The organism is Colwellia sp. Arc7-D (assembly GCF_003061515.1).
Lineage (GTDB): Bacteria > Pseudomonadota > Gammaproteobacteria > Enterobacterales > Alteromonadaceae > Cognaticolwellia.
Genome location: NZ_CP028924.1, coordinates 3,649,799 through 3,662,939, shown reverse-complemented (window position 1 = coordinate 3,662,939; position 13,141 = coordinate 3,649,799). Strand labels below are relative to the sequence as shown.

At 36.6% G+C, this 13,141-nt stretch carries 13 protein-coding genes; 11 read left to right on the top strand and 2 right to left on the bottom strand.

The features are described 5' to 3' along the window. Positions 1-72: 72 nt before the first annotated feature. The 8 genes from DBO93_RS15790 (at position 73) to DBO93_RS15760 (ending at position 8,031) form a co-directional block, all read left to right on the top strand. On the top strand, positions 73-423 hold the full coding sequence (locus DBO93_RS15790; RefSeq protein ID WP_108457199.1) for a hypothetical protein: 351 nt from the start codon (positions 73-75) through the stop codon (positions 421-423). 58 nt (positions 424-481) lie between these two features. Next, positions 482-1,093, top strand: coding sequence for a fumarylacetoacetate hydrolase family protein (locus DBO93_RS15785; protein ID WP_108457198.1), 612 nt, complete (start codon positions 482-484; stop codon positions 1,091-1,093). Between the two features lie 85 nt (positions 1,094-1,178). Continuing rightward, a complete protein-coding gene (locus DBO93_RS15780) occupies positions 1,179-1,409 on the top strand; it encodes a glutaredoxin family protein (RefSeq protein ID WP_108457197.1) in 231 nt (76 codons plus the stop codon). A 159-nt stretch (positions 1,410-1,568) separates the two neighbouring features. Continuing rightward, a complete protein-coding gene (locus DBO93_RS15775; RefSeq protein ID WP_108457196.1) occupies positions 1,569-3,428 on the top strand; it encodes a diguanylate cyclase in 1,860 nt (619 codons plus the stop codon). A gap of 128 nt (positions 3,429-3,556) precedes the next feature. Continuing rightward, positions 3,557-4,660 carry a hypothetical protein gene (locus DBO93_RS15770; protein WP_108457195.1) on the top strand — a complete coding sequence of 368 codons (1,104 nt, stop codon included), beginning with the start codon at positions 3,557-3,559 and terminating at the stop codon, positions 4,658-4,660. 53 nt (positions 4,661-4,713) lie between these two features. Next, positions 4,714-5,985 (top strand): 5-histidylcysteine sulfoxide synthase, encoded by a 1,272-nt coding sequence (gene ovoA, locus DBO93_RS19210; protein ID WP_343215933.1) that lies wholly within the window; start codon positions 4,714-4,716, stop codon positions 5,983-5,985. Then, a complete protein-coding gene (locus DBO93_RS19205; RefSeq protein WP_343215953.1) occupies positions 5,961-6,821 on the top strand; it encodes a putative 4-mercaptohistidine N1-methyltransferase in 861 nt (286 codons plus the stop codon). Before ovoA ends, DBO93_RS19205 begins: the two co-directional genes overlap by 25 nt. 40 nt (positions 6,822-6,861) lie before the next feature. After that, positions 6,862-8,031, top strand: a complete 1,170-nt coding sequence (locus tag DBO93_RS15760; protein ID WP_108457194.1) for a pyridoxal phosphate-dependent aminotransferase — start codon at positions 6,862-6,864, stop codon at positions 8,029-8,031. Positions 8,032-8,069: 38 nt separating this feature from the next. Here the strand turns inward: DBO93_RS15760 and DBO93_RS15755 are convergent, their stop codons facing one another. Both DBO93_RS15755 and DBO93_RS15750 read right to left on the bottom strand, forming a co-directional pair. Then, entirely contained in the window at positions 8,070-8,705 is a 636-nt protein-coding gene (locus DBO93_RS15755) for a hemolysin III family protein (protein ID WP_239059019.1), read from the bottom strand. Between the two features lie 373 nt (positions 8,706-9,078). Then, a complete protein-coding gene (locus DBO93_RS15750) occupies positions 9,079-9,297 on the bottom strand; it encodes an EF-hand domain-containing protein (RefSeq protein ID WP_077286225.1) in 219 nt (72 codons plus the stop codon). A gap of 427 nt (positions 9,298-9,724) precedes the next feature. Here DBO93_RS15750 and DBO93_RS15745 point away from each other — a divergent pair, with 427 nt between their 5' ends. The 3 genes from DBO93_RS15745 to DBO93_RS15735 are packed head-to-tail and all read left to right on the top strand — an operon-like array spanning position 9,725 to position 13,134. After that, positions 9,725-11,224 (top strand): alpha/beta fold hydrolase, encoded by a 1,500-nt coding sequence (locus DBO93_RS15745; protein ID WP_108457192.1) that lies wholly within the window; start codon positions 9,725-9,727, stop codon positions 11,222-11,224. A 3-nt stretch (positions 11,225-11,227) separates the two neighbouring features. Further along, a complete protein-coding gene (locus tag DBO93_RS15740) occupies positions 11,228-11,974 on the top strand; it encodes an ATP-binding cassette domain-containing protein (protein WP_108457191.1) in 747 nt (248 codons plus the stop codon). After that, positions 11,971-13,134, top strand: coding sequence for an ABC transporter permease (locus tag DBO93_RS15735; protein WP_108457190.1), 1,164 nt, complete (start codon positions 11,971-11,973; stop codon positions 13,132-13,134). Before DBO93_RS15740 ends, DBO93_RS15735 begins: the two co-directional genes overlap by 4 nt. Positions 13,135-13,141 lie beyond the last annotated feature (7 nt).

The window sequence follows — 13,141 nt, the reverse complement described above, 5'->3', positions numbered from 1 at the left end:
CTCGTTTTTTCGACTGTCTGCGTTATTCCCAACCAAACAGTCGACTTTTTTTACTCAATTAAAGGCCCCCACATGAAAGATCAACCTTCCGCAGATACTTTGTCCCGCTATGTTCAAATCGATAAATGGATTTTTGAAGTAAAGTCAGTACGCGCAATACGTGTAGATGATTTTGGTAAACCCTACTCAGCCGTTGCTAATTTTGCTTTAAATGGTAATAGTGCTTATATCGATGGTTTACTTACTAGGGAAGATGACGATTTCACCCGTGAGGACTACCAAACATTTGTTAAAATGAGTCAACAATTAGGCTTGGATACAGTTAACTTTGACCGTTTTAAGCAAAAGCAAAGAGTATCGGACATTGTTAAAGTTCCACCGTTGCACGTTGCTAAACCTGAATTAAAGTTAGTTAAAGTATAGAAAATAGATCATATTAAGCTTTAGAATGGTGCTTTAACTTATTTGAAAGGGCTGTCAAATGAATTCGGTTAAAGTCGCTAATAGCAATATTACACCTTCTAAAATAATCTGTGTTGGACGTAACTATGTCGAACATATCAGTGAACTTGGGAATGAAGTTCCTGATAATATGGTACTATTTATTAAACCTAATGCCGCGATTTCAGAACAACTCCAGTCTTACCATCAAGAAGTGTTGCATTATGAAGCAGAGCTTTGCTTTATGTATCAGCAAGGTGAGTTTTGTGCGGTTGCTATAGGTTTAGATTTAACTAAAAGAGCATTACAATCTCAATTAAAAATAAAAGGCTTACCTTGGGAGCGTGCCAAAGCGTTCACAGGCTCAGCGCTGTTCAGTGACTTTATTACATTAAATTCGATTGATGATGATTTATCCTTGGCACTATATATCAATGGTGAGTGTCGACAGTCAGGTTCAGTTGCTATGATGTTACACTCCCCCCAAGCAATTCTTAATGAAATTCAATCTTTTATTGCACTTGAAGATGGCGATATTGTTATGACTGGCACACCTGCGGGTGTTGGCGAAGTTATAGCTGGTGATACTTTTGAAGCACAAGTGCTGCATCAAAATAAGGTCTTAGTGACTAAGCAATGGCAAGCAACTTAATCTCTTCAGACTACGATAACATCGCATAATAATTTTCAAATTATGCGATAATTATTATAAAATCAACTTCAAAAAATTTATTATAATGAAACGTATAATCCTCTATACCATGAGTAACTGTCCTCATTGTCAAACAGCTAAACGTTACCTTGAAGATAAAAAAATTGCTTTTCGAATGTGTAATATTAAAACACCGGCAGGACAAAAAGAATTTTCAAAGTTAAACTTGCGTGGTGTACCTGTACTTAAAATAGGTGACCAAGTGCTGAAAGGCTTCGACGTTAAGCGTTTTAATCAACTTTATCAAAATGACTAAATTCCATTTTAAAATAATAAGTGCTTCATAGCTTGACTGTCTCAAATTTTAAGACAATATCAGTGTATTTCAGTTTGCTTTGTATGATTTTTGATCGTTCATTTTCTGTTTTTGTGGTAGTTTAATAACAAGCGTATATATTCTCACCATGGACCCGCTATGAACAAAGCTTTGCAAATTGCCTATGCAAGTTTAATCATAATACTGTTAAGCTTTGCTGTCGCATCGAAAGCTAATGAGGCTATCAACTTTCGAGACATGGATCACGATGTCTACCTTAAACCATGGCAATCCTATCAAAAAATTATCGGTTTAGAATCAGCAGCTCAGTCTTACGACGAACTCACTTATCTGTGGTGGCTATTACGTAAAGCTCAAACAGAAAACTTAATTTACTTTTACGATGATTTTATTCTAACAGTTGCTCAAGCTAATGGACTCATTTCAGTTAAAACCCCCTTAGCAATAACGGCGCGTTTAAGTTTATACCAAGGGCTTATTCATCGTAGGCAAGGTAATTACAAATTATCTAAAGAGGTGCTAACCAAAGGTTTAATGCAGGCAAAGGAAGCCAAGTTAAGTAGTTTGTATATATATACAAAACAAGAGCTTGCCTATACCAAAACCTTGACCGAGCTGTTTGACACATCACTAGTCGATATTCAAGAAGCTTACGTTGAAGCCTTTGCCCTCAAAGATCAGTTTTTAATTGCCACAATAAATGACACTTATGGTGCTATTTATGGCTATTTAAATGATTATGAAAAATCAATTGAGTATTATCAAAGGTCTTACGAAGCCTTTCAAAATTTACAATATCCTGCTCATATTGCTGTGGCCGTATATGGTTTAGCATCTACTTATCGTTATTGGAAAAAATACGATCTAGCGATTGAGTATTTTAAAAAGTATCAACAACAAATTATTTACACTCCTAATGCTAATATTAATTTTTTTGCTGAATATGGTCTTGGTATGACTTTAGCAGAAAAAGGTGATTGCCTTGAAGCGATTAAGGTAATAAATACAGCGCTGAAACTTGAAGGTATTCTTGATTACAATGCAGAACTGTATAAGCGTAAAGCAAGTTGCTTGATCGCATTAGGGCAACTTGAAGCAGCAGAAGAAGCGCTATTTAATGCAGCTAATATTTTTGCCAATATTCCTGAGTTAATAGGTACAACTTGGCAGCTTGAAGTGATCAAAATATCAAGTGAATTAGCTTATGCGCGAGGACAATACGATATTAGTTATAGTATCCTCAAAAAATATCATCTCGAAAATACTGACTTATTGATAAAAAACTCATCAGATAGGTTATTACAAGTTAGAGCAAGAATGGAGGTTGATCGTCATAAAATAGCTCAAAACTTGGCAGAAAAACGCTCACAAGTGCAGATGCTGGAAATAGAAAAACGGCAGAATGATAATGTGCTTCAGGTATATTTCAATATTTTTATTATTTCAGTTATATTCATTGTTATCGTCATTATGGTGGCACAATATAGAACGAATAAAAAAATGCATCTACTGTCTATAAAAGATCCTTTAACGGGGCTGTTTAATCGACGATACATTTTTGAATATCTACAAAAAGCACTAGAAGGCGGTTGTCCTGACAAAATAGCATTGACCATAGTGCTGATCGATATTGACGATTTTAAAAAAATAAATGACAGTTATGGTCACCCCATTGGAGATAACGTTATAAAAAAAGTTGCTCAAGTGGGGCGAGATGTTTTTCGTCAAGATGATATCTTCGGGCGTATAGGCGGTGAAGAATTTTTATGTATTTTACCCAGAACTAATATTGTTGACAGCACTAAAATTGCACAACGATTCTTAGCCCTAACAGCAGCATCTACTATGGTTGAAGATCATTCAGATCAGGTAACAGTAAGTATCGGTATCGCCGAAGTTTCACTTCAATGCAAAGATGTAAATCAATTATATATCAACGCAGATAAAGCACTTTATCAAGCAAAACACTTAGGTAAAAATCAAGTTAATGTTTTTTAATCCAAAATCATCCTTGTTACGTATAACCTTTTATTAATAAAATTTATCTTTCAATTTTACTCTAAAAATCACGAGAAGATTAATTTTTCAGGATATACGTAATATCAAAGTTTAGACATTTGTCCATTATGAATAGTTTACATAGGCTTGCTGAAGCCATCATTTTAAGTTTGCAGGAATATATTAACCAGCGAGGATTTCGTGCGTTAATTCATTTTGAATTAGAAGGGTGTTATCAAAAGCCAGCGAATAAAACTGTTGATTATAAACGAGTGAATAAAGAACTATTATCGCTAGGTATTGATGGTGAGGTAGTTGCCGAATTCTGGAGTAACCAATGGGAGTATGTTTCACTTTTTAATGGTCAAAGCCCATTAAAAGAAGCTCAAAACCTGCATCGTGCTATATATTTTTTACCGAAAATATTTGCTGAACAGGGTATTAGCAAAACACTCATAAAACCTGTGGTTTGGGCTGGTGATCAAGGCAAATTAGCATTGGGATGCAAAAATATTTTTAGTGGCGATAATCGCTCAGTGCATATACCCAATGCAATTCAAATAAATGTTAGCGTGCAAGATTTACTCGGAAATAACTTACTCGTGTCAGGTAATTTTGGTGAATGTTTACAGCAATGTTTTTTACATACAAGCTTAGCGAATAGTTTAATTTACTTGCCGGAAGAGGAGGCTTTTGAACGCTTAGTGCTTAAATCAAAATATGGCTTGGCAGAAGAGCTTTGTTCACCGGTTGATATTTCTGGTGGGCATCAAGGTAGCATCGCGCTTTATCGTGATATTGGTAAACACAATCAGGAAATGGGTGTTGAACCATTATTATATGATGATAAAAATAATGTCATTTTGAGTCAGAGAAATTGGCATAAAACAGCTCGTATAGAACACAGGTTAGGTGCATCAAGCGAACATTACAATCCTTACTTAAATGTAGTGTTTGCTTTATTAAATGTGATTGATGCACTCGATGATGTAAACATGAGCATTTCACAACAAAATAAAGATTATGGTCAACTACCGAGCTCATTACATGACACGGCAAGTAACCTTGGCGCCATTTCATTATTTGAAAATAATGATTGGTTTAGTCGAAGCATAGACAAAGTGCTAAGCGCGACAAGTTTTAATATTGAAAATACAACCGGATATACGGCAGGGCAGTTATTGCAACGGCATTATTTAATACAGTTTCAAACGCCTAGTATCGTTACGTAAAGTATCTGATTTAAATACTACATCAAACTATTATAAAATTTAGTGAATATTACATGATAAATCAATTAAATACGCCAACACTTGATGGCAATTCAATAACGGAAAAACGCGTAGAGTTAGCTGCATATTTTAAAAATACGTGGTCGACTTACGAGTCATTGTTTTCCTTAATTAATAATGACGATGCTTATCTTTTAAGACCTGAGTCGTTAAGGCATCCGTTGGTGTTTTATTATGGGCATACCGCTACTTTTTATATTAATAAATTGATATTAGGCAAGTTCATTCAACAGCGAGTGAATAACCATATAGAAGCTATTTGTGCCGTTGGTGTTGATGAAATGAGCTGGGATGACCTCAACAGTGAACATTACGACTGGCCAAGTGTTAATGAAGTAAGAGATTATCGCAAAAAAGTCTATAACCTCGTTTTAAACTTGATTGACACCATGGAGTTAAGCTTACCTATTACCCAAGATTCTTTAGCGTGGATTATTTTAATGGGTTGTGAACATGAGCGTATTCATCTTGAAACATCTTCTGTGATCATGCGCATGCTGCCCTTGAAATGGTTAACAACGACAACACAATGGCAACCATGTTTGCAGTCATCAGCTGCACCGGAAAATGAATTAATACCTGTCAAACCTCAAAGCTTATCTCTGGGTAAAAAGCACGAAGACAATACCTACGGTTGGGATAATGAGTATGGCCATCAATTGGTTGACGTTGAAGAGTTTAGTGCGGCTAAGTTTTTAGTGTCGAATCATGAATACATGGAGTTTGTTAATGCCGATGGTTATTTATCGAAAGAGTTTTGGTGCGAAGAAGGGCAAGCATGGTTAGCCTTCACTCAGGCAACTATGCCAAGGTTTTGGCAATGTAGTAATGGCATATACACTCAACGTAATTTAACGAGCGAAATGCCATTACCATTAGATTGGCCGGTAGAGGTTAACTGTTTAGAAGCAAAAGCATTTTGCCAGTGGCGACAAAAATACAGTGATGACTTTATCCGCTTACCTACTGAGTCACAATGGTATTGTTTGCGCGAGCAAGTGCAGGGCGATCAGCATCAATGGCCTAAAGTGCCTGGCAATATCAATTTAGCTTACTATGCTTCTTCTTGTCCGGTTAACCAACATCAAAACGGTAACTTTTTTGATGTGGTAGGTAATGTTTGGCAATGGACCGATTCAGCAATAGATGGTTTTTCTGGCTTCAAAGTCCACCCATTATATGACGACTTTTCAACACCAACCTTTGATGGTAAGCATAATTTAATAAAAGGGGGTCTTGGATATCTACTGGCAATGAAACATTAGCTTCATCGCGCTATGCATTTAGACGACATTTTTATCAACATGCAGGTTTCAGATATATAGCCAGTAAACAGCCCCAAAGTGAGCAATTAAGTGTTAATAAATATGAAACAAGTAAAGATATTTGCCAGCAACTTGAATGTTATTTTGGTGACAAAAAACTTGGTTTTGACAACTACGGGCAACAAATAGCGAAACAAGTGGTTAGTGCAATAGCTACTGAAAGTATTGCACCTAAACGTTTGCTGAACCTAGGTTGTAGTGTAGGCCGAGTGGCATTTGAGCTTAGTCAGCATTTTCAACATATTGATGCCGTGGATTTTTCTGCAAGAACAATACAATATGGTGTGCAATTACAATCGGGCGGTAGTGTGCGTTATACCGATACTATTGAAGGTGATATTTGTCAGTTTAATGAAGTGTTTTTGGCTGATAAAGTCAAGGGTGCTTGTAGTGAACGCGTACTTTTTAATCAAGCCGATGGATGTAATTTAAAAAATAAATTTAATCACTATGATGTTGTTTTGATTCAGCATGCGTTAGAGCAAAGTTATGATCCTAAACGCTTGCTGGAGAATGCTAAAAGTCGTCTTAACCCTTTAGGTTTACTGATCATTATTTCAGATTATAATTATCAATTACAGACAACAGAAAAGTCTAAATGGTTGAGTGGAATTAAAATCAATGGCGAAAACGTATCAGGTATTGATGCTTTAACTAACCAGCTCAGCGACGATTTTGAACAAATATTGGTCACTGACTTAACACGTGTTATTACAGACTCTGCGCGTAACTTTAACGTAAGTAATTGCCATCTCAGTGTTTGGCGAGCATTATGATAATCACGCTTATCTACGTTTTAAGTATAATTAGTTAAATATGCCGACATACACATTGCCCAAGCATATTGCTTTTAGTCAGAGCCTAGCGGGTTATATTAAATATAATTTAAGTGATTCGACCGCTCAGGCACTGACACTCGCACAGCTATGTCAGTTGAGTGCCAGTGATTTGGTTACACAAAAAGGGCTAGAGACCAGTATAGGTGATACTCTTCTCCAATATGCACCTGTGCAAGGTGATGTCGCATTACGACAAGAAATAGTTGATTTTCATCAAGAATTAAACTGCCATCGTAAAGTCATTAAAGCAGAGAGTGCTATAACATTTTGTGGTGCACAGGAAGTATTGTCAGCTATTTATCATAGCGTGTTAAATGCAGGAGATGAATTGGTAGTTATGACGCCTAGTTACCCTTCTTTGGTTGATATGGCAAAGTCGATGGGGGTTGTGGTTCGAGAAATACCGCTTTGTGCTGATAATAATTGGCAAGTTAATATTAACGACTTCAAACATGTGGTGAACGATAAAACTAAACTCATCGTGGTTAATTCTCCACACAACCCAACGGGCAGTATTATAACGACTGAACTGGCCGATCAAATACTGCAATTAGCGCAACAATACCAATGTTACTTATTAAGTGATGATGTTTCTCAAGCGAGTAATTATCATGGTCTAGCTTTAGCGCATCGGTATTTAGATTATCAAAATAGCATTGTAGTTGGGGTTATGTCGAAAAGTTTAGGTTTAGCCGGTATTCGTATTGGTTGGGCAATCACATCGAATAATGAACTACTAGATAGCCTAATTGCGATTAAAGCGGTAAATGCTATTTGTTGCTCTAAAGTCGATGAAAAGTTGGCTTGTTTAGCACTGAAAAGTCACCGTGAAATTTTGGCTATTAACAACAAAATTATACTCGATAATATTAAGTTGTTTACGGCTTTTATGACGAGACATTCAGACAAGCTAAGTTGGCAACCACCCAAAGCAGGAATATTAACGTTAGTTGAAGTTAAGAATATTGCCGAAATGAAACGTTGGTGTTCTAATTTTACTCAACAAAGTGGTGTGCTTTTGTTGCCAAGCGAATTGTTTGGTTTAACAGGTAATTATTTTCGCTTGGGCTTAGGTCAAAAGAGTTTTGCTAACACATTGTTATTATTTGAACGTCATTTGTTATCAATGAGTCACAACATTACTTAAGAGCTGAATTTAAGGTTTTAAATTTATAATACCTGCTATTAAAGTACGTAGAAAAATATCATAAAAAAGTGACAAACAGCGGCTGAAAACACAAAAAAGTGCCAAATTGCGTGGCTAAACTTTGAGTTTTTTCTCACATAAAAAATAGTTCCTAGCCCATAAATAATTCCACCTAAGGCGAGTAAAAACATACCTTCTGGTGCGAGTTTATCATTTAGTTTACCGATAAACGTTAGTGAAATTAAGCCAAGCCCTAAATAAGTTGAAAGCGAGAGCTTTTTATATTTATTACCAAATTTAATCTTAAAAACTATGCCCAATATGGCTAAAGTCCAAATAATGGCTAATACTGATGGGCCAATATCGTCGGCTAATGTAACTAACATTAGTGGGGTATATGTGCCGGCAATTAATAAGTAAATAGCGCAATGATCGAGCAGTTTAAATATACTTTTTGCCTTTTCATGCAATAACGCATGATATAGCGTAGAGGCGCTAAAAAGTAACACCAAACTGACACCATAAATACTAAAGCTGACAACTTTTACTATGTCAGCTTGTATCCAAGCTAAAGTAACTAAAAGTGTTAAGCCAGCAACACTAAGTAGTGCAGCTAGCCCATGACTTACTGCATTAATAATTTCTTCTGCTAAACCATATTCTTGAGTTTGCACGTTATATAATCCTATTTCAGTGTACATGTGTACGCTGAGCATCATAGCAAACCACAACGCATATTACTAGTGGTCTGACCTTTGGCTCTTTTGATAACAATTTAATTTATATTATGCTAATAAAATGAATAACTAAGGGGGATTTTTAACGAAGGGGGAACAGAAAGTATCGCAATAACAAAAAAAATGTGATGTAAAACGCAGGTTAATATCGAACTTATTTACACAAGTTCAAAACTAAAGGTATGACAGATAATTTTTTATCTAAACAAAAGGCACAAATAAATAAATTTATTTGACTATTATTTTATATGCTCTTTTAATTAAAATTTGCGCTTATAAAAAGCGAGTAAAGTATAAGCGCAAATAAGAGTTACAATGCTAGGTCGATAACCATTTCACGTAACTCATCTTTCGAAATCGAGTTATCATGATTTTTATCAAAGCGATTGAATATGGTTTCACACATGCGAATACCTTTATCCTGTAACAAGCAGTCAATCAATTCGACAAATTCACTTCTATTGATAACCCCATCCTTGTCTTCATCAAACACTTCAAATAGTTCATCTACCCACTGATTTAATTCCATCAGTCATCCTCTTACTTGGCGGTTAATTCCTGTAATAGACTTTATCGTTATTTTAAGAGTATGTGAATAATTAATTATTTTATTTCGTGTAATTGCGCTTTTTTAACGCATTAACTGATTATTTATCACGAGTCCTGCTGTGAATCAAAAGTGTAAAGGTTAAGGTACCTAGATAAATGGCTATATCCCTTGCAACATCCAATGTGCTTACTTTAAATTTAATCACTTATGACACCAGGATAATTAAAGCTGCATATATTATGGTGATGCTTAAGTGGCTGGAAATAAATTTCAATCCGATGGTATTTGAAGCTAGGTTATTCATAAATAAATAAAAAATGTAGTGTATAAAATTTAATTTTAAAAAAAGTGTAATAAAGTCACCGTTACTGAGACTAAGTAGTCAATATTTTAAAAGGAAGTCAAAATGAAGATAAATTGGAAAGCTTTGTTTAGTGTGAGTCTGCTATTGGCATTATCAAACAGTGGTTTTGCTGTAGAAATTGAAAAGCCACAGCTGTTATTGAAAAGTTGTCATGTAAAAGGTATTAGACAACAAGTGCAATGTGGCTCGTATACCACCCTTGAAAATTATGCTAAACCCGAAGGCACTACATTAAACATCAACTTTGTTGTTTTACCTGCGATTGATAAGAGTCAGGACAAGCTACCATTAATGTTTCTTGCTGGCGGACCCGGCCAAGCCGCCGCTGAACTTTCTGCACATATATATCGTGGTTTTAATGAAATTAGAAAAACACGCGATTTAATTTTGATTGATCAGCGTGGCACAGGGAAATCTAATCCTTTGCAATGTGAAGATTCGTTAGAAGTTAACCCATACACTAGTTTACCGGAAGACTTTTCAGTTGCTGATATAGAACAATGCTTAGAAAAACTTAATGGAGACTTAAGCCAATACAACTCAGAAAATGCTATCCGGGATTTTGACGCTGTTCGAGCGGCGTTAGGGCATAAACAGGTACACATTTATGGTGGCTCATACGGAACACGTGCAGGCTTAGTTTATATGCGCATGTTTCCAGAATCGTTAAAAAGTGTGGTACTCGATAGCGTTGGTCCAATAGAAGTACCTATTGGCTTATTTGGCAAAAGTGCTGAACAATCTTTTAAAAAGTTAATCGATAACTGCCAAAATGAACCCAGCTGTGCAGCAGAATATCCGGCATTGTTAACAGAATTTAATGCTATTACAGACAAATTATCTAAAGCACCGGTAAGTGTTGAAATTGCGCACCCAAGGTTGGGAACGAATACGGTTTTTAATATCAATAATGATAAATTTATTTCGAGCTTACAAATGCAATTGTACTCTATGGAAACTCGAGGATTAGTGCCGCTGTTAATTCACCAAGCCTACATCGGAAACTATAAACCACTGGCGGGGTTAATTGCGCAAAGTGAAGGTGGAATGGGGGTCTATGTTGGTTTGCATTTTAATATCGTATGCAATGAAGATTTTCCAAAAATATCAACTAACATGAAAGCCACAGATGCTGATAATGATTTTGCTCAAGGTATGAGTTTAGAAATGGTCGCCAAAGTTTGTTCTGTTTGGCCTAAATATCAGCCCAGCGATGACTTTTATCAAACGGTTGATGCCGATATTCCAACTCTTATTATGTCAGGCGAGCTAGACCCTGTGACCCCTGCGAGTAATGGTGAGAAGTCGCATGAAAACTTACCCAATAGTCATCACATTATTTCTAAAAATAATGCACACATAGTTGCTTCTACCGTGTGTGGTATTCAAATTGTAAATGAATTTTTAACACAGCAAACACCAAAGGAACTTGATGAGTCATGTTTAGAAGAAATTCCTGATGAATCATTTATGGTGGGTTTAAATGGCGGTGCATTCCCAGAAGTAAAGCCGCACGCTATGCCAACAACCGCAAAGGAGTAAATCATGATTGAAGTTAATAACTTACATAAAAGTTTTGTGAGTAAGAAAAATACCGTTAAAGCCCTAGACGGATTGTCTTTTACCGCTAAAGACGGTGAAATTACCGGTATTTTAGGCCCTAATGGCGCAGGAAAAACCACTTGTCTGCGAACGCTTTATGGCTTACTTCGCGCTGATGAAGGTTATGCAACTATTGATGGCATAAAAGTAACAGAAGAGCCGATAAAGGCGCGAAAACTGTTAGGTATTTTTCCAGACAAATTTGGTTTATACGAACGCCTAACTGCTTATGAGCAAATTGACTACTTTGCCAGTATTCACGGTATGAAAGGCGCGAATAAGCATGCCGCTATTGAACAAATATTAGCAGATTTAGAAATGACAGAATTAGCACATCGTAAAACAGTAGGGTTTTCTCAAGGACAGCGGATGAAAGTGACATTAGCTCAGGCTTTAGTGCATCAACCGAAAAACTTTGTACTCGACGAACCCACTCGCGGCTTAGATGTTATGAGTACACGCATATTGCGTAACCATTTAGCTAAATTCAAAGAAAAAGGTCACTGTATTTTATTCTCCTCACATGTAATGCAAGAAGTTGCGGCGTTATGTGATCGCGTGATTATTGTCTCTAACGGCAAACTAGCAGCGCAAGGTACACCGCAAGAGTTATGTGATTTAGCAGGAGAAAGCCTTCTCGAAGAGGCTTTCGTTAAATTAATTGGCTCGGATGAAGGAGTAGCAGCATGATGCAATTAAAAGCCTTAATGGTGAAAGAATTTAAAGAGGCCTTTCGAGACAGGCGTGCATTAATGGTTGCGATGAGCATGGCATTACTTATGCCAGTCATGATCATGGTGATGTTAAATGTGGCGATTAAAGAGGCGGTTGATAACCCCGCTGTCTATGTGAAATACAGTGGTGAACAGTACGCACCGAAATTAATTAAGGCAATGATAGACGAGAATATTTTATCGTTTGCTGATGTACCCGCTGATGAAGAGCGTAACTGGAATGAACGTAATATTGAGCTCACTATTCCAGACTCGTTTGCTGCCGATATGGCCGCTGGTAAACCTATCGAACTAACTTTGCGAGCCGACTACAACGAGAAGTCACTTTCTACGCCTATTCGCCGAATTAAAGATGTGATTAGCCAACACTCGTTGGCTATTGGTTACAAGCGTCTATTAGTTCGTGGTATTGATACCAAGCTATTACAGCCAATTAAGCTACTTGAACAAGACACGGCCCTTCCCAGCAGTAATGCGATGATGATCACCTTAATTTTAGGTGTATATTTAATGATGGCGGCATTTATGTCGGGCTTGCCTGTTGCTATTGACTCAAGTGCAGGCGAACGCGAGCGTAATGTATTGGAAATGTTATTGTGCCAGCCAGTGAGTACGCTAAAAATAGTACTAGCTAAGTTAAGTTGTGCAAGCTCAATTTCAATTATCTCTATTATATTAATGCTGGTGCTTACCTCCGTTGCGATGAATTTTGTTGATCTGACTAAAATAGGGGCAACGTTCAGTATTGACGCGAGTACCTTCGTAATTTTACTGATGTTATTGGTTCCTATTTGTTTTCTCGCAGCTTCACTGCAGTTATTATTTGCTTTTCAAGCCAAGAGTTTTAAAGAAGCACAGTCAACGGTAACTATGTTGATAATGGCTCCTAGTTTTATTCCTTTTGCTCTGATGATGATGGACGATAAACCTGCCTGGGTTGAATGGATGCCTATTTCTGGTCAGTCATTACTTATGGAGGACGTATTTAAAGGCTTACCGATTGACTGGAGTGCATTGTTATTCACCAGTGTTGCAACAATAGCGTTAACCGTGGGGTTGGTGTTAATTTTAGCAAAAAGGTTAACTTCTGAAAAAGTAGTAATGTCACTGAGTTAGTAACGAA